Consider the following 18,563-nt stretch of genomic DNA (forward strand, 5'->3'; position numbering starts at 1 on the left):
TCGCCACACTCCCTCTGTTTTCAGGACATTCGCTTATGGCTAGCAGTTCATCCGACCCGATCGATTTCTACATGACACTGATGGTCAGCGGGGGATGGCACATGGTGCGCATCAACGATGTGACGTTCTCGCGTGCGTCCAATGCGCGCCCTGACAACTTCACGATGCCCATAAACACCTATCTGCGCACAGGGCTCAACACCCTGTCGGCAACCATTGTCACCAGCGCCCATGACGGCGTGCTCGGGGCAGCGCCAAATCCGAATTTCGGCCTGAACATCAGCATGTATCGCCTCAATCTTATGACCCGCGAACGTGACGAAGTGCAGCTTTTGTCCCTTGCGTTCGATCCGGAAACGGGTCTTTTGGAACAACGTGGCAGCACCCCCGCAGGAATGGCCGTTGGCGGAGCATCCCGCCCCGATTTCGGCGCCATCGGCCCGTTTGAAACAACAGATGGCGATCTCATTCAGGAAAACGGCCCATCTGTCCCAACGCGGCGCATCGAGCTGTCCTTCATGTTGCCAGACACCCTGCCGGCCGCCCCATGGGAAACGGCAGAGCCCCTGCGCGACACGCCAGAAATGCGCGCCGAGCTCACCGATACATACACAGACGTGCACGCCGCCCTCGCCTCGCGCGATTTCGCACGGATCAAGCCCTACTTTCTACCCGCATGGACCTATACGGCGGACATTATGAATTACGACTCTGTCGATGAATTCATCGTGGCCAGCGAAGCCGAAAGCATCGTAACAGGCCAACGAGAGGGATCGGGCCCGCTTGCCCAACCCGACCTCAAGGCCCTGGGCCAGAACCGCCTGGAACTGATGGCAAATGGCAAACTTGCACGCTTTTTGCCTGCGCCTTTGTACCGAATTAACCCTGAAACGAACAAACCGGGCTACGAATACCCCGTTGCCTTCTTCAGGGACACCGACGGCGCCCTGCGTATCGGGATGATCCCGCTGGCCTAAAGCCCGTCAAAGGCATCAGGGGCGAAGTCTTCCCAAAAGGCACGGATGGCGTCGGCGCATAGGCCCGACATCCAGCCATGTTTGTCAAAATCCGCACGATGCGCGGGATCCGAAATGCTTTCGACAAACAATCGCTTGTCTGCGTCCCGCTGCGTGGGACTGCGCGCAGCCACCAACTCTTGCACGACCTTCAGTTGCGCCGCACGCCCACTCAGTGGCCCTGTAGAGCCGCCAACGGCCGTCTGCGGTCCTGCCTTGAAATCCGACTTCATCGCAGCCGTCAAATAACTCACTCGGTTGCGCACCTGATCGCCCTGCCCTTCCATGTAGGCCAGCTTTTCGGCCACATAGGCCTCCCCATGCTCGGTCACCCATTGGCGCGCCAGACGGTCGCTGACACCTTGTTCGCGCAGCCGCTCATAGACGGGCGCATTGCGCACCCCTGCCCCATCATCAATATCAAGGATCGCAAGCTGCGGGTTCTCGCGGATCTTGAAGCGGATATCGCTGACCGCCCTGCCCTGTTTTCTGATCTCGGGGGTCACAATGATGTTCGAGGTTTTGTTGACCTCCGCCACCGCTGGTTTGATGATTTTGGCGTTCAGGTGTTTGTAGATCTCGTAATAGGCGCTGTCGCCAACCCCCATCAGCCTGCGAAACAGATCAAGGCTCCACCAGCCTGTGCTGCCCGTGCGCACAAACCGATAGCAGTTCTCATAAAGGGCCAGCGCGTGGCCACTGGTAAAGCGGCGCTGGATGTTCAGATTGATCAGGGCAAACACCTTGGGATCATTCAGCTTGTCCGCCAAGGCAGGTGAATAGGCGTATTCACACACACCCCCCTTCAACTTGGCATAAGACAGCAAACTCGACACACCCCACTCCTGCTCGCCTTGCGCATCCAGCATGTCCCATTCCGCGACAGTTTCGGCCAGCCCGCGCAGCGATCCTTTCAGCGTGTCCATGTCATTGGAATTGTAACCGATCATCATACACAGGGTGCGCGCGTCAATACGGTGCGTCGCTTGGGTGGTCAGGGTGTCATATGCATTCAGCAGCAAGACATTTGACAGCTTTCGTTGCAGCAGTGTCAGCTTGCCTGACACATGGATGGCCGCCACGTTCTTTTTGACGGCACTGCGCCGCAATGCCCCCGTCAGCGCCTGACGGTCAATATCATCGTTCATGCCTTAGTCCTCACGTCCCTGTGCCCCTGATCACGGGGCTGACGGGTTTGCTCTTTTATGCGCCTCTTGCGTGCGTCTGCCCTATTATCGCGCGAAAGGCACCTGATCGCAAGCGTGGCTTGGGTGCCAGAACATGGCCTTTTCTTGATCCCGCAAACTGGTTCCTTTCAATTCTGGCGGTCTGCAAAAGGTACCCGAATACAGGCGCAACCTGTGGACAACTCTGAAAGATACAGCAGACTAAGTGTCTAATTCAGCCAAAACCGAAGTCTGGCACCCTTATTCCCGCGAATCGGGTCCGCTCCTCCCGAATCAGGGTACCTTTGATCCCGTATCCTGGTCCGCTTGGTCCCGTATTCTGGCACCAAAAATGGCGTAACCTATTGAAAATAAATTTTTTTTCGCAGCTAAAGTCCTTAAAGAACCTGAAAGACTCTACAACCTTTGTGTGCTTCTTTTTTGTCTCTATTCGCTTGAATAGACACTGATCGACTGGATCGCCAAGAATAACGTTCACAAATCAACAGCCATGTGCGAACTTACTGCGTAAATACGGAAAAACAACGTACATCTGTGAGGTCACATGACATCTACGGGCAAAACAACCCTCCCCCCCTACTTTGGGATTAATCCGTCCGACGCCGCAGCACGCCTGTCCGAGCCTATAGACACGGCCCGATTCGCGAAAGCCGCGGCCTTCGGGGCAAAGGGACGCGAGGATCTGGCCAAGCGCGGGTATTCCCCGGATGGCAAGAAACGACTTCGCCGCTTTCCGACGTGGGAGATTTGCCGATATTTGATCCCAGTGGCCCCTGCACATTTCCGCCGTGTTCTCAAGGCCAACCCCGAGTTGCCCCAAGGCGAAGGCAGCGGCGGAACCAAGTGGTTCACCATCGAAGAGATCATGCAACTGAGGGACTTCTTTGACGCAGAAGGTGCAGCGAACAAGGAATATAAAAGCTGGCGCCCCGATGGCGTGCCTGCAAAGATCGTTGCGGTCGCAAACTTCAAAGGCGGTGTCGGCAAAACATCCACCTGCGCCCATCTTGCGATGAGCGCTGCGCTGGACGGGTATAAGGTTCTGGTCGTTGATCTGGACAGCCAAGGGTCAATGACCTCAATCATGGGCGGACAGGTCGAAGACGAATGGCAGACGGCCTTCCCACTGCTGGCAAAGGACTTTGGCCGCCATATGGAAGCCGAGATGCGCATGCAGGGCGAGGACCCTGAGGCCTCTGGCTTGTTTGATGAGACGATCAAAGAGGCCATGACAGTTTCGCCGCGAAACCTCATCCAGGAAACCCATTGGCCCAACATCGATCTGATTGGTGCGCAGCTGAACCTTTATTGGGCCGAATTCCAGATTCCTGTCTGGAGGCTTCAAAGTAGATCCTGGCCGCTTTGGGACGCTCTGGCCAATGCGTTTGAGACAGACGGGGTTCTTGATGAGTATGATATCATCTTGCTGGATACGCCCCCTGCCCTTGGGTATCTGACGATCAATGCCTTGGCCGCAGCGGATATCCTGGTGGTTCCGATGGGCGCGTCTTTCCTTGAATTTGATTCGACCGGGCGCTTTTTCGACATGCTTTATTCGACGTTTTCGTCGATTGAGAGCGGTGAAAATGCAGTGCGGCGCAGGGACGGGCTGCCTGAAATCAAGTTCGAATGGGACGCCGTGCGCACGTTGATTACGCGCTATGATGCCTCGCAGCAGGCGGATTTGGCGAATGTCATTCAGGCCTATTTCGGGGATTTCATGACAGCACACCGTCAAGAATTGACGGCAATGGTCGGTCAGGCGGCCGAGCAGGTGAACGGGATTTATGAGGCCGATCACAGGCAATTCAATCGCGATACTTATGTGCGGGGGCGGGAGACTTTTGATCATACGTGGGCCGAGGTGAAATCCGTTATTCTGGGCAGTTGGTGGCGCGATATGCAAACCGGGCAGGAGGTGAGGTAAATGGCTAAGAGACGCAGACTAGAAGCGCCTTCGGCGGAAGATCTGAGCAAGTTGGAAGAGGAGTTTCGCCGCGAAACCCCTGACCCCGCGAAATCCAAAGCGGGGGCACCTATTGCTCAGGTAGCCAAGGAAACCGCAGAAGCCTTAACATATGCTGACCCCACCGCGCGGGCCGCCCAAGCGCGCAACGCAGCAGATGCCGAGACCTTGCGCAAGGCGCAGGCGGATGGGCTGGTCATGCTGGACATCCCGTTAAGCGAGATCGACGCCGATAGCATGGTGCGTGACCGCAGCGTGATGGACAGGGAGGCCTTGGACGAATTGGAGCGCTCGATCGCGCAAAACGGCATGCGGCTTCCTGTTGAGGTTTATGCCTTGGCTGAAGGGGCGCATCCGACCGCGCGCTATGGCCTGTTGTCGGGCTATCGACGTCTGTTTGTCTTGCGCCGCCTATACGAAAAAACAGGCGTTGAGAGTTTTGCGACCGTGCGTGCCATCGAACGCGCGCCTGCGCAGGACGCTGATCGTTTTGCGGCGATGGTCGAAGAAAACGAAATTCGCCAACAGCTTACCCATTACGAGCGCGGGCGCATTGCGGCCATTGCCGCCAAGCAAGGGGTTTTTGCCAATACCGAAGCCGCAGTTGCGGCCATGTTTCCCGCTGCGTCCAAAGCGAAGCGATCAAAGATCCGTTCGTTTGCAATGATCTTTGAGGAGCTTGGGGATATTCTGCAATTTCCCGAGAACCTGCGCGAGAAAGACGGGCTGCGGATTGCCAGCGCCTTGCGTGATGGTGCCGAAGAACGCTTGCGCGAAGTGCTGGACACGGGGCAGGGGTCTGATGCTGCGAGCGAATGGGATTTGATCGAAGCCACGCTGGATGGCATGGACGAGGGCAGCGGGCGCAAGGCCCGCGGTGGACGCCCCAAAGTGCATGTACCCAAAGCGGGGTGGGTGAGCGCTGATAGCGTGCGTTTGTCCAGCGGGATCACTTTGCGCAAGGGGAGCGATTCGAAAGGATATTCAATCCATATTTCAGGCAAGAACCTGTCTGCCGACTTGATGGACAGCTTGTTTGATGAAATTCGCGCCAAGCTGGAGGCCCCCTAAGTCCGCCGACATCTGTCAGAACAGTGTTTTGACAAGTTGACACTTGTGACAAAGCGGCTGACGTGGCAAGTTTACGGGGTGAGGTTGGCCCACAGTATTTTTGGCCAGCAGCGGATCTTTGGGAGAAGTCTTGATGAGTGCCCATAGCCAAAATGAACGTCGTGGGAAGCTGACCACATCGTTGGGCGGTGATACTTTGTCGCTTTTGCGCATGGATGGCACCGAGACGATGTCGCGGGCGTTCGAATGGCGCGTCGAGGCTTTGTCTGACCAGCCGCAGCTTGACCTAAACGCACTTCTGGGCACCCATGCTACAGTTGAAATCCAGATGGCGCAGGGCACGCGCTATTTTGACGGGATCGTTTGTGAGGCTGTGAATGGTGGCATTGCGGACGGTGGTGTCCGCTATGATCTGGTATTGCGTCCCTGGATGCATCTGGCGGGTCTGCGCCGTAATCAACGTATTTTTCATAACAAGACAGTTGTTGAAATCATCGAAGAGGTGATGGGCGATTATGCTGATTTGGGAAGCCCCCATTACGAGCAGGCCCTGAGCGGCGAATACCCCAAGCTGGAATATACCGTTCAATACGGTGAAAGCGATGCTGCCTTTATGGCGCGTTTGATGGAGCGTTTTGGGATTTCGTGGTGTTATAAGCACACCAGTGGAAACCATTCACTGGTGATGGTGGATTTGGCGGCCTCCTTGCCTGAGGTTGATGGTGGCTCCAGACCCTTTTGGGGCGTGCAGGGTCAGAAAATGCATGACGAAGAGCATTTCTGGCACTGGCAGGGTGGTGCGCGTGTTTCGACCAATGCGGTGCTGTTGACGGAGTATAACTTCAAGACCCCCCATGCCACTCAAGAGGCGCAGGTATTGGAAGATGCCGGTCACGCCCGCGGTGATATTCTGAGTTATGATTACCCGGGCGATTATCTGGATCAGGGTGAAGGTATGAATGTTGCCTCCCGCCGCCAGCAGATGGAAGCGGGGCAGGGCCCGCGTCATCATGCGAAGGGCGATATTCCTGTTTTGGGGGCCGGTTGGTGTGTTTCGTTGACAGGCGATCAGGTCGCCAATGCAACCGGCAAGCGTTACATCTGTCTTGAGACGACCCATCGTTTCCGGTCCCAAGCCTATCGTACGGGCGATGTGGGCGGGGATGAGCGGGCATATCAGGCCGAATATACCCTTATGCCTGATGACACGCCGTTGCGCCCCGAGCGCGTCACGCCGGTGCCGCGTATTCAGGGCCCTCAGACCGCCTATGTTGTCGGGGACGGCGAGATTGATTGCGATGAATTTGGACGCATTCTGGTGTGTTACCATTGGGATTTGGACAAGGCGTATTCGATGCGATGTCGTGTCAGTCAGAATTGGGCCGCGCGTGGTTGGGGCGGTATGGTTGTGCCGCGCATCGGCATGGAAGTGATTGTCGAGCATTTGGAGGGCGATCCTGACAAGCCGATCGTCACGGGCTGTGTCTATAACGCTGTCAACATGCCCCCTGCGGAATTGCCTGCGAACAAGTCCCGTTCGGTTTTCAAAACGAAAAGCCATCAGGGTGAGGGATTCAACGAGCTGTCCTTTGAGGATCAGTCGGGCGAAGAGTTCATTTATATGCACGCCCAGAAGAACCTTGACGTGCACGTCAAGAACTCCTCCAAGCGTCGTGTTGAGTTTGATGACAATGTGTCGATTGGCAACAACTCCAATCTTGATGTGGCTGCAAACCGTCTGGAAAGCATTGATGGCAAGATGGATGTGACCGTCAAAGGCGATTGGGCCGAGAAGACAGATGCGAGCCGTGGTGCGGATGTTTCGGGTGATTATTCGATTAAAACAGGCGGTGATCTGACGATCAAAGCCGGTGGTGAGATCGTGTTGGATGCCAGCAAGGTGACACTTGTGTCAGGTGGCGCGGCGGTGGTCGTTCAAGGTGGCGCGGTTAATGTCGCCCCTGTGTTGCATGTTGGGAGTGCGTCACCGGGCGCAGCTGCGATCCCCGCGATCCCTGCGATTTTAGAAGCAGCGGCAGGTGCGGGATCCCCGTTTGTATCGCACTGTCCGATGGAAGACAGCGCAAGTTAGCGTCTAATCCGCCCCGCGGGGGGGCTGAGCGGGCCGTAGAGTGCAATCATTGCGCTTTCGCGCCTTTGCAGAGCAAAATCGGTAGGAGCGTGTCTCTTGCGGCGTTTTGACGGGTGAGACAAGAAACGAAGGAGACAAAAGATGAAGCCAGCAGCACGTTTGACAGATGTACACGTATGCCCCGCACATGGGCCAAATGCGATTGTAAGCGTTTCGACGCAGTCCACATGTGATGGGCTTCCTATCGCTCGGGTGGGCGATAAAACCGCCTGCGGCGCGGTCATTGTCTCGGGAAGCCCTGTCAGCACAGTGGATGGGAAGGCTGTTGCGCACATCGGATCAAAAACATCACACAACGGGGTTATCACCACAGGATCGCCAACTAAAATGGTATGATCCCAAACCGCCAGTGAAGACGGTTAGGTGCCGCCCTTTGGGGCGGATTTTTTTAGGCACAACGGGGTAGGGGAGGTTGAACGTCAAAGGCCGCCCCGAAGGACGGCCTTTGGTTGGTCTGAAAACCGTAAATGCGATCAGAACTGAAGGCGGATCTGCGCTGTAACACCAAGGCTGTCGAGGTTGCCGCCTTGGCGGTAGTCGATACGGCCTGCAGCGCTGAGCTGACGGGCTTTGCCTTCTGATCCGACGTTCAGCAGACGAATATAATTCACGCCGACGCTGAGTTCACCATAGCTGCCCAGATTGGACAGGGTAATTGGTGTTTCCGTTCCACTGGAATCTGTGAAGATCGCTTCGGGATCTGACGCGAAGTCATTATAGGCCGTGAGCGTTCCGAAATAGTTGATTGCACTGATTTCATCAGGCAGCACACGTGATTTCGAAAGTGTGCCCGAGACAAACCCCAGTTCGAGTGTGTTATCAAGCAGTTGCAGGCTGCCATCTGTGCCAATGTCAATCAGATCGGTCTCGAAGTCCGAATAGGAAAACCCTGCTGTCCCCACGAAGGTGAGGCCTTCGACATTCTTGATGGGCCACGAATATCCGACCGCACCCGAAATAGTCGTCCCTGTGGTGGTATATTTGGAATCTGTCAGATCAAAGCCCGACCCTGATCCGACGGCCACGTTCGTCGAGGAGAAATCGGTTTCTTCGAACCGGATTTGCAGGTCAGCAAAGAAGCGGTCGCGCGCAGCTGTCATATAGACACCTGCGTAGGTTTGATCGAAGTCTGTGTCTGTGCGGTTTTCAACCGCTCCGGTTGCCAGGCCTGTCAGCGGATCAAGTGCGCGCGTTAGGTTCGTGCTGTCGCCGGTGTTAAAGCCAAGTATGGCACCGAATGCCATATCAAACCCACCGTAGCGCTCATCAAAGCAGGCAAAATCGCCACCGGCTTGCAGGCCAGAATAGCTTGTCGTTACAGGCGACGAGCCGCCTGAACCGTTACGCTGATCAAAGAACGACCCATCGGCATCTGCCGAACCCGCTGTTGCCCGTGCCCAAGCACCTGCGCCGCATGGTCGATCACCTGGATCGGTCACAAGGTCGGTGACATAGGGGCTGGTCGGGCGGTTGATGATCGAACCAACGATTGTCTGTGTCAGGCCAACAGTTGACGCAAGGCTTGCGATACCGCTGTTCACCTGACTTTGAAGGGTCAATGCCCCGCCTGTATCGTCGATGAAGTATTGAAATTGCCCGAACTCTGGCAAGTTTGTAATCGAACCGATGGTCAACCCGTTTGTGCCGCCATAGTTGATCAGGTCAACGTTATCGATGTTGCCATCAAGTCCGTCGGTGTTGAACACAAGGTCCACATTCCCCGAGATGTTGTTGGAGACCGCAATGCTGTCACCCAGTGTCGATGCGTCGCCAAGGCTGATGTCAAAGGCCAGTGTGCCGTTCAGGTCCGCGTTGCCGCCGACGTTCAGGGTGGTTTGTTCTGCCCCTCCTGCAAAGTTGCTGTCTGGGTTTGGATTGTCGATCAGATCGAGTGTGCCGCCTGTCATTGTCAGGTCGCCAGTGATCGTGTTGCCATCGCTGACGTGCACGGTGCCGCCTTCGACCAGCATCCCGCCAGTGATGTCGGCGTCCATCGTTGCGACGCCTGCGGAGTTGGTAAAGTTGCCGTCAACTGTTCCGTTCAGATCAAAGTTGGCCGAGCCGTTGTTGGTCAGGGTTTGTGTCCCATCGCCGAACACGGATGTGCCCGAGGACGCCAATGTGCCCCCTGAATTGACGGTGATGTCGCCCACAAGCGTGCCATCGTTTGTCAAAGTGCCCCCGACAATCGTTGTCAGGTCGGTCACGGTCAGCGTTTGGCCGGCCATTGTGGTAACATTGCCCCCCGAGGTCAGTGCACCGTCAATAGAGGCCGCGCTGTCGGTCAGGACCAGATCACCGTTGTTTGTAACGGTCGTTGTTGTGATGTCGCCAGCGAGATTGAGATCTGCGTTGGCCTGGTTTGTGAAGGTTCCATCGACGGTCAGGTCTGTTCCGTCCGCGATGTTCATCTCGCCGCTGTTGTTGACCAGCCCGTTGATTGTGGACGTGGTGCTGACATCAACCGTCCCGTCTGCTGCGTTGGCGACGTCGCCTGTGACGTCACCTTGCAAGTCGACGGTTCCGTCAGTTTGGTTGTCCACCGAACCGGCAAGCTGTGTTCCATCGCCGATGATCAATGTGCCGTTGGCTTCGTTTGTGATGGTGCCTGTGCCCGTTCCTACGGTTAGCGTTCCGGTTTGGATATCAAGTGTGCCTTCGTTGGTGGCGCTGCTGGAGATTGTGCCGCCGTTCACATTTACTGTGCCGCCCGTGTTGTTATCCAGCGTGTCGATTGTGCCGTCGGTCAGGTTCAAGGTTGCGGTGTTGGTCACGGTATCGTTGACTTGCCCGCCGTTTTCCACGGTCAGTGTTCCGCCATTCTGGTTGGTCAACCCGCCTGATCCCATAACGGTGCCCCCTGTTCCGACAGTCAGTGTTCCGCCATCATTGTCGAGTAAAGCGCTGCCAGAGGTCAGCGCCCCAGTCACGTCCAGAGTGCCCGTATTTGTCAGCGTGTCTGTCAGGCTGAAGGGGCCGGTGATGTCGATGTCGGCGGCGTTGTTGATCGCGCCGTTCAGGATGACCGAGCCATCCAGATCATCGGTCCCATCAAAGGTTGCGCCCGCATCGATGTTGATGGTGTCAGCGACAATGGTGATGTCCCCCGCGGTGGTGTCGATGTCGCCACTGGTTGTGAAATCCCCGTTGGTGACGGTCAGGGTGTTTCCCGCGCCGCCGCTTGCAAGAGTGCCGCCATTGTCGAACGCGCCGTCCGTCGTGCCTGAATTGTTCAGAACAAAAGTGCCATCATTGTCGACCACACCAAGGTCGCCATCGTTGAAATTGAAGGTTGCATTGTTGTCGAGTGTGCCGCCGATTGAGCCGCCTGTGGACAGCGTTACTTCGCCGGAACTGACAGTGACACCATTGGTGACGGTGCCGCCGATATCTGTTGTGCCACCAGTGGTGGTGATATTGTCGATTGTCCCGCCATTGATATCTACGATGCCGCCCGTGTTGTTGAGGGCTTCAAGGTTGGCATTGCCGACTGTCAGATTACCGCCAGTGCGGACGGATGTGTCGCCCTGAACTGTCGCGTTGCCGTCCAGAGTGACAATACCGCCCTTAATGTCCAGATCATCTTGCAAAATAGCATTCTGGTCGACATCCAGTGTCCCGCTGCGAACAACGACCTCACCGGTAGCGGTGCCTCTGGAGATGTCCATATCGCCGCCTTTGATATTCACATCCGCGATTGTGCCGTTGTTCATGTCGACCGTGCCGCCACTTTCAACAGTTACGGTGCCTGCAATGTCTGCGCTGCCGTTGATCTCTACTTCACCACCATTGACCCGCAGTTCGCCATCAACATCTGCTTGTGAGCGTAGGCGCACTTTTCCGTCTTCGACACGCACGTTGTTTTCGATTGTCCCGTCGACCACGTCGGTATCGCCATCCGTGTTGATAATGCGTTCCACATCGCCGCCAGCGATTTTCAGATCGCCACCGGTGTTTTCAGCCGTTCCGATGTCGTCGCCAGGTTGGATGTTTACAGAGCCACCGGGCAACACTGTTACGTTCTGAGCAATCACAGGCGTCGCCAGCAGGGTGATCAAAATGGTGCTGCTTAGTGCAAGCGCACGGGCATTGACGGGACGATATATTGAAGGCGTTGGTGCTTGAAATGTCATGGCAAATTCCGTGTATACGATTCTAAATTGAGCACAGGTGAGCATTTTTCCGCTTAACGGGCAATTTTCACGTGCTGTTTGGCAAAGATTAATACGGCGACTGTGATAAATTCCACCAGCTTTTTTGTTTGTTGCCAAAAAAGCTGTTGTGCGACCTGTTTTGACAGACTGTGCCAAAAACAGCCGCATGCGGGGATGAAAACCCGCAGTATTTGCGAGGCATCTGCTTGACCCGTCGCGCACATAATCGCAAGGTTAAATGATTGGTCGCCCGTCTTTGACGCGCATGTTTTTTCGGAGTCTTTTAATCATGTCTCGTTTCAGTAAGGTCGCGTGGAAAGAAGGGCTGTTTATCAAGCCGCAGCACCTGCAACAATCCGACCGTTACATGGAAAAAATGGTGACTGCGCTGACGATGCATGCGTCGCCCTATCCTTGGGGCATTCTTGAGCTGTCCGTCGATCAGGGCCAGTTGCGCCAAGGACGGCTTGAGTTGGAGCAAGTGGCGGGCATTATGCCTGACGGCACCCCGTTTGACGCGCCTCAGACTTGTCGGTTGCCCCGCGAGATTGATGTGCCGGAAGACGCTGTGGGCAAGCTGATTTGGCTGACGTTGCCCAATCAAGCGCAAAATGATCGCGATTTGGGTGTTGATGAAGACAATGCCACCCGCTTTGTTTTGGCCGAAGAACGCGGCGTTGCGGATACGACTTCGGCGTCCCGGATTGAAGAATCCATCGAAATTGCGATTCCCCGTCTTGAGCTGACCCTGCGTGACAAGCCGCGCGAGGGGTATCAATGTATCTGTCTGGGTCGCATCGCCGATGTAAGTGATGGAACAGTCGTTACCCTTGATCAGTCGGTGCCGCCCACGGGATTGGTTCTGACAGCGCATCGCGCCTACGAGGGATATCTCAAGGCCGTAACGGGATCGGTTGAGGCACGTTTGGAAGTTTTGGAGCGCTACGCTGCTGATCCCACGTCGGGTGGGGGGATGCAGGACAAAGACTATCTGATGCTGATGGTGCTCAACCGCGTCTTGCCTGTGTTGCGCCATTTGCGCCGTTTGCCCTATGTCCATCCCGAACGCCTCTATGAGACGTTGATTTCCCTTGCAGGCGAGTTGACCACTTTTGAGGATCGCGAACGTCGTGTGCGTGATTACGGCCGCTATCGTCATGATCAGCCTAAGGATACTTTCAAGCCATTGATCGACGACATTCGCCGCTTGCTGAGCCGCGATGTGGGTCGTGCGCTGCGTTTGACGCTTGAGCAGCGCCGCGAGAACAGTTTTGCGGCGATGGTTGATGATCCGAACCTTTTCGCAAATGCGCAGTTTATCATCGAGGTCTCTGCGGCCTTACCACTGACCCAGATCCAGCAGCAGTTCCCGCAGCTGTGCAAAGTGGGTCCGTCCACCCGCATGAAAGAGATTATCGTTAACAATATGCCGGGCATTCCGCTGGTTCACACGCCGAACCCGCCGCCCCAAATCCGTGTCGTTGCGAACCATGTGTATTTTACCGTCGAAAAACAAAGTGCCCTGTGGAGAGATTTTTCCGTCGCGCCTGCGATTGGCATGCATTTCGCAGGGGCCTGGCCCGGCCTTGAGTTGGAGCTTTGGGCAATCCCTGAGGAGCGTTGAGATATGGCGTCTGATGACGACGAAGATCGTACGGTTTTTGGTCAAAAACTGCCGCCGCAGTCTGTGCGCCCTGCACCTGCGCAGCAGCCGGCCCCACCCCCGCAACCTGCGCCGGGTCAGGTTCCTCCTTCTGCGGATGGTGAGCATACGGTTTTTGGACAGCGCTTGCCCCCGCAGGCCCCTGCGCAACAACCCGCAGCACCTTATCCACCTGCACAACACCCTCAGGCGGCTCCGCCTGCGCAGCCCTATCCGCCAGCCGGTTCGGAAGACACATGGCTTGGTGGGAAGTTGACCCCGTCAGCGGGGGCTCCTATGCCACCGCCGCAACAGAATTATCAGCAGCCCGTGGCCCCGCCACCGCAGCAGCCGTATTATCCACCCCAACCACCAGCGGGCCAACCCTATCCGCCTGCGCAGCCGTCTGCATACCCTGATCCGTATGCTCCGCAACCAGCGTATCAACCTGGCTGGAGCCCTGCTGCGGCCCATGCGGATGGTCAGTTCCCCGTTGCAGGGGCGCAAGGTCAACCCGCGCCGCAACGCGCGGGCCCCAAGATTGCCTTTACCGACGCCCTGCGCGGCGCAGGGTCGGATGTGGGGGCCTCCAGCAACCCTATTTTGTCGGCCGCCTCGGGGCTGTTGATCCTGTTTGGGCGTTTGCGCACGGGCATGGTCGAAATGCAGGCGATTCCGTTGCGCGACCACGTTGTCCGCGAGATCGGGCATTTTGTTCACAAATGTCAGGAAAGCGGTGTTCCGCCCGAAGATATTGATATGGCGCGCTATGCTTTGGCAGCGACGGCTGATGATATTGTCCAGACGATCCCCGGCAATGATCCGCAATACTGGCAACAGTTTTCCATGGCGGCCGAACTTCTTAATGACCGTTCGGCCGGGATCGGATTTTTTGTGCGGTTAGAGCAGGTGATTGCCTATCCTGCACAACGGGGAAATGTGCTCGAACTTGTGCTGGCCTGTCTGGCGCTTGGGTTCGAAGGAAAGTATCGAACGGAACCGAACGGCCAAGTTATGTTGAGCCGATTGCGGACCGAGATTTATCAGCGGTTCCGTTCGGCCAATGCGCGCCCCGAAGAGCAATTGTCGCACAAATGGTTGCCTGTTATTTTGAATGGGCGCAGACGCGGTGGCGCGATCCCCCTGTGGGTGATTGGTGGTGTTTCGGCGGGAATGGTCGTGGCGCTGTTTGCAACGTTATCGTGGTTGCTGTCGACAGAAGCGCAAGCCACGCAGGACGACATTGTCAGCTTGCATGCAAATTTGGGTGACGTGGTCATCGAGCGCGGTGCAAACGTAATTGACTATCTCGCCGATCCAACTGGTCAGTTGGAACGTATCCGCGGCAGGTTGTCGGGCGAGATCGAGCAAGGCATTGTCGAGGTTGAGGACGCAGGTGACTATATTTCAGTCAGACTGCGTGATGCATTGCGTTTTGGGTCAGGCTCTGCCGATCTGACGACTGACATCAGTGGGTTGGGCAAACGCATTGCAGAAGTGCTGGAACCCGAATCCGGCGATATCATCATCGAAGGCCATTCAGACAACATCCCGCTGCGTGGCACGGGCCGCTACAAGACAAACGAGGCGCTTTCGGAAGCGCGCGCGCAAACTGTGCGTAGTCTGTTGGTCCCCCATGTCAGCGCTCCAGAACGTGTGTCGGTCAGAGGGGTAGGGGCCGCAAAGCCGCTTGATCCCGCCAATACAAGAGAAGCACGTGCCAAGAACCGCCGTGTTGAAATTCTTATTCGTAAGGAGCAACGCCAGTGAGAGTGCTGCTAAAATGGTTGTCCCCGCGCACATGGTGGGGTGTGGCTTGGTTGCGCTGGCCGATTATTGTCCTCGGCATTCTGTCAATATGCGCCGCAATCTGGTTTGGCCTGCCGATGTTCGGGATCGAATGGCTTTCGAGCATCTGGTTACGGGTTGGGCTGATCCTTTTGATCCTTTGCCCCATCGCTTTGATTTGGGGACTTCGCTATCGCAAGCGTCGCAAATTGGCTGCCGAGCTTGAAGGCACTCTGGTTGAGACCCCTGTCGGGGACGGCGCGTTGCTGGCCGATCGCATGCAAGAGGCCTTGGCCAAACTGAAGAAAAACGGCGGGGCGACCTATCTTTATGACCTGCCATGGTATGTGATTATCGGGCCGCCTGGTGCTGGCAAGACAACCGCTCTGGTTCATTCGGGCCTTGAATTTCCAGGCACAGATGCCTCTGCTGTTGCAGGTTTCGGAGGCACCAAGAATTGCGATTTCTGGTTTTCCGAAGAAGCCGTGATGATTGATACAGCCGGTCGATACACCACTCAGGACAGCGATGCGCGCGCCGATAAGATGAGTTGGCAAGCCTTTTTGGATCAGTTGAAAAAGGCCCGCCCCAATCAACCGATCAATGGTGTGATCCTTGCGTTTTCTTGCGAGGACATGATGACGGCCACAGATGATACGCTTGATACAAACGCACTGGCCGTGCGTCGCCGTTTGGAAGAACTGAATGAGACGTTGCGCATTGATGTGCCTGTCCATGTTCTGTTCACCAAAGCGGATTTGATCGCGGGCTTCCGTGAGTTCTTTTCGACATACAACGAAGAAAAGCGTCGTTCGGTGTGGGGGATCACGTTTCAGACCAAAGATCGAAAAGAAGAGACCTATCGCAGCGTTTCGGCTGAATTTGACAAGCTGATCACCCGATTGTCCGACGAAGTCACCGACCGCATGAATGAAGAGCCCGATACTGTTGCGCGTATTGCGATGTTCGGTTTCCCCGGTCAGCTTTCGTTGTTGCAGCGTAACGTCTCGGATTTCCTGCGTCGGGTGTTCCAGAAGTCAAGCGAGACCAAAGCTATCCTTCGCGGGTTTTATTTTACCTCGGGCACGCAAGAGGGCACCCCGATTGATCAGGTCCTGGGGGCTATGGCCGATACCGATGGTGGCTTTCAGCCGAATTTCATGTCGGGCAAGGGCCGCAGCTATTTCCTGCATGATCTTTTGAAAAAGGTTATTTTTGAAGAACGCGATTGGGTTGGCTATGACTTCAAAGCCATGCGCCGGCGGGCGATTTTGCGAAATGGTGTTACTGGTGTGATTGTTGCCTCGGTTCTCGGGGCTTTTGGTTTGTTCGGCTACAGCTTTTGGCAAAACAAGTCACTGATTGCCGCGGCAAATGCCTCTAACGAGGCGTATCAGCGCCAAGCCCAACCGTTGCTTCAACAAGACATCGTGGATGATCCCCGCACACGTCCTCTACTGGAAGCCCTCGCGTTGGTGCGTGATATTCCGGGTGGTTATGCAAATCCAGTGGAGCAACCCTTTGTGGAGCGGGTTGGGCTGTCACGCCGTGCGACGATCCGCAGTGCGGCGCTTAGCTCTTACTCAGATGCTCTTGAGCGGCTTTTGCGTCCCCGGATGATGCTTTATCTTGAAGTACGTTTGCCGCAACTTTTGGCAAATGGTGACATTGAAGAAGCGTATCGCGCTTTGAAGGTCTATATCCTTCTGGCAAAGCAGCAAGACGGGCGCTCGGATGATGTGGCTATTCAAGCCTATTTTGCCGAAGCATGGGGCCCCGAATATTCTGATCCAGGGCTTGATGGGGAATACCGAGAGATCAATGAACATCTGGCCGCAATGCTGGAATTGGATGATACTGTCGTTCCAGCCCTCAAGCCCGATAAGGATTTGGTAGAACGCACTCAGAAAGAAATTGCGACCCTCAGCCTTGCCAAACAGGCCTATAGTTCGATCCTGTCGCAGGCCGCGACGCTCGAGCCGTTTCGGCTTACCCAAGAATTGGCCGATGTCCAAACTGAGGTTGTCTTTCGCACAACGGACGGGCGGCCATTGGATACCCTTGAGGTTCCAGGCCTATATACCTTTACGGGCTATTGGGGCTTTTTTCAGGACGCGGTCGCAAATGCGGCCGAGCGTTTGAACGAGGAAAAATGGGTACTGGGTAGGCCGGGGGAGGCGGGTAATTATGAAAGCCAGCTGGCGGGACTGAACCGGGATCTGCATGCGTTCTATCGGGCGGATTTTGCAGCGGCTTGGGACGATATGCTTGAGCGGATCGACCTGGTTCCGATGTCGGCAGGGGCGCCTAATTATCCGGGGCTCGCGGTTGCATCGGCGCCGTTTGCCTCGCCCATCCTGAAATTGGCGGAAGCGGTTGATACGGAAACTCGGTTGACCCGTTTCCTAGATGCGGTCGAAACGATGGATGTCTCACCCGAAGCCTTGGCCAGTCCCGATGGCATTGGCGGACAGCTTGCAGGGGTCGGTTTCAGCGAAGTCGAGCGCCGTTCAGGGGCCGTGCAACGCATTGCTCTTGGTATGTTAAAAGACCGCGCCAAATTCCAAGAGCGTGCCGTTCCCTCTGCGTCGGCCCCATCACAGCGCCGCCAGCTTGAATCCATCGAACAGAGGTTTGAAAAGTGGCACGCGTTTGTGCGCGGCGAGCAAAACGCACGCCCCGTTGATGTGTTGCTCGGCAGTATGGGCGAATTGTTGACCAACCGTCAGTTGGCCGGGCGGGGTGGCAGTGCTTTGCTTGATCAACGCGGAATGCAGGAAGCGCTGAATTCCTTGAGTGAAGGTAACCCGTTTTATCCCAAAACGGTGGTGGGTTTCGTCAACCAGATTGAAGCAGAGTTCCTGACGGTGTCAGCCAATGCAACGATGGAAGAGTTGCAGCGGGCGCTGACCGAGGAAGTCGCCGCCTTCTGCACACAGAATGTTGCGGTCACCTTTCCGTTTTCGGGAGGAAGCTCGCGGCATATTTCAACCTCGGTCTTCGGAGATTTCTTCGGATATGGTGGGCGCATGGCCAGCTTTTATGACAACTACCTTCGGGAACATACGCAGCGCGAAGCGGATGGATCGATCGTGGCCCGAGAGGGTAGCCCGATGGGTGCGCGCCTGAACCCTGCGATGCTGACCCAATTTGCCCGCGCCGAACGTATTCGACAGGCCTTTTTCCCACCCGATAGCCGCGCCCCATCGGTGAGCTTCACTGTCTCGCAGGTGGCCTCATCACCGACCGTCGAGAGCACGACGATCAATATGGGCGGGCGAGAGGTCCAGCTATTTGAAAATGCCAGTGGCGCCACGTTCAAATGGCCTGATGACACAGCAGATATTTCGCTAACATTGTTGCCCCAAAGTGTGACGACCGAGAATACAGTGCGCTTTGGGGGTGGTCGTTGGGCCATTGCCAACTTTGTTTCGCGTGGGCGCAATAAGGCATCTGAAACGCAAACGGATGTCACCTATCAAGTGGGTGGCCGTTCGGTAACGCTGCGTATGGAGTTCGACAGCATTGCTGTTCCCTTCCTGATGCGTGATTTGCGCGATTTCTCGTGCCCCAAGACGATTGAATAA

10 protein-coding genes are annotated in these 18,563 nt (G+C 56.0%); 8 read left to right on the forward strand and 2 right to left on the reverse strand.

The genetic code is table 11. The features are described 5' to 3' along the window. Nucleotides 1–35: 35 nt before the first annotated feature. The gene (locus L1065_RS13385) at nucleotides 36–977 is read left to right on the forward strand and encodes a hypothetical protein (protein WP_237096011.1); all 942 of its coding nucleotides are present in this window, start codon (nucleotides 36–38) and stop codon (nucleotides 975–977) included. Here the strand turns inward: L1065_RS13385 and L1065_RS13390 are convergent. After that, complete coding sequence (locus L1065_RS13390) at nucleotides 974–2,164, reverse strand: replication initiation protein (RefSeq protein ID WP_237096012.1); 1,191 nt, start codon at nucleotides 2,162–2,164, stop codon at nucleotides 974–976. The two genes, L1065_RS13385 and L1065_RS13390, sit on opposite strands and share 4 nt — an antisense overlap. A gap of 583 nt (nucleotides 2,165–2,747) precedes the next feature. Here L1065_RS13390 and L1065_RS13395 point away from each other — a divergent pair. The 4 genes from L1065_RS13395 (at nucleotide 2,748) to L1065_RS15945 (ending at nucleotide 7,728) form a co-directional block, all read left to right on the forward strand. After that, entirely contained in the window at nucleotides 2,748–4,130 is a 1,383-nt protein-coding gene (locus L1065_RS13395) for an AAA family ATPase (protein WP_237096013.1), read from the forward strand. Further along, nucleotides 4,131–5,240: a ParB N-terminal domain-containing protein gene (locus tag L1065_RS13400; RefSeq protein WP_237096014.1), complete on the forward strand. Its 1,110-nt coding sequence runs from the start codon at nucleotides 4,131–4,133 to the stop codon at nucleotides 5,238–5,240. 133 nt (nucleotides 5,241–5,373) lie between these two features. Continuing rightward, a complete protein-coding gene (locus tag L1065_RS13405) occupies nucleotides 5,374–7,332 on the forward strand; it encodes a type VI secretion system Vgr family protein (protein WP_237096015.1) in 1,959 nt (652 codons plus the stop codon). Nucleotides 7,333–7,473: 141 nt separating this feature from the next. Continuing rightward, nucleotides 7,474–7,728: a PAAR domain-containing protein gene (locus tag L1065_RS15945; protein WP_370641192.1), complete on the forward strand. Its 255-nt coding sequence runs from the start codon at nucleotides 7,474–7,476 to the stop codon at nucleotides 7,726–7,728. Between the two features lie 137 nt (nucleotides 7,729–7,865). Here L1065_RS15945 and L1065_RS13410 read toward each other — a convergent pair whose 3' ends face one another. Further along, entirely contained in the window at nucleotides 7,866–11,525 is a 3,660-nt protein-coding gene (locus L1065_RS13410; protein ID WP_237096016.1) for a hypothetical protein, read from the reverse strand. A 310-nt stretch (nucleotides 11,526–11,835) separates the two neighbouring features. On the opposite strand from L1065_RS13410, the gene tssK reads away from it, so the two are divergent. From tssK to tssM, 3 genes are read left to right on the forward strand one after another with little or no spacing between them, the layout of a single operon-like run. Continuing rightward, nucleotides 11,836–13,170: a type VI secretion system baseplate subunit TssK gene (tssK, locus tag L1065_RS13415; protein WP_237096017.1), complete on the forward strand. Its 1,335-nt coding sequence runs from the start codon at nucleotides 11,836–11,838 to the stop codon at nucleotides 13,168–13,170. Nucleotides 13,171–13,173: 3 nt separating this feature from the next. After that, nucleotides 13,174–14,958 carry a type IVB secretion system protein IcmH/DotU gene (gene icmH / locus L1065_RS13425; protein WP_305082559.1) on the forward strand — a complete coding sequence of 595 codons (1,785 nt, stop codon included), beginning with the start codon at nucleotides 13,174–13,176 and terminating at the stop codon, nucleotides 14,956–14,958. Beyond that, on the forward strand, nucleotides 14,955–18,563 hold the full coding sequence (gene tssM / locus L1065_RS13430) for a type VI secretion system membrane subunit TssM (RefSeq protein ID WP_237096018.1): 3,609 nt from the start codon (nucleotides 14,955–14,957) through the stop codon (nucleotides 18,561–18,563). Before icmH ends, tssM begins: the two co-directional genes overlap by 4 nt.

The organism is Nereida sp. MMG025 (assembly GCF_021654165.1).
Lineage (GTDB): Bacteria > Pseudomonadota > Alphaproteobacteria > Rhodobacterales > Rhodobacteraceae > Nereida.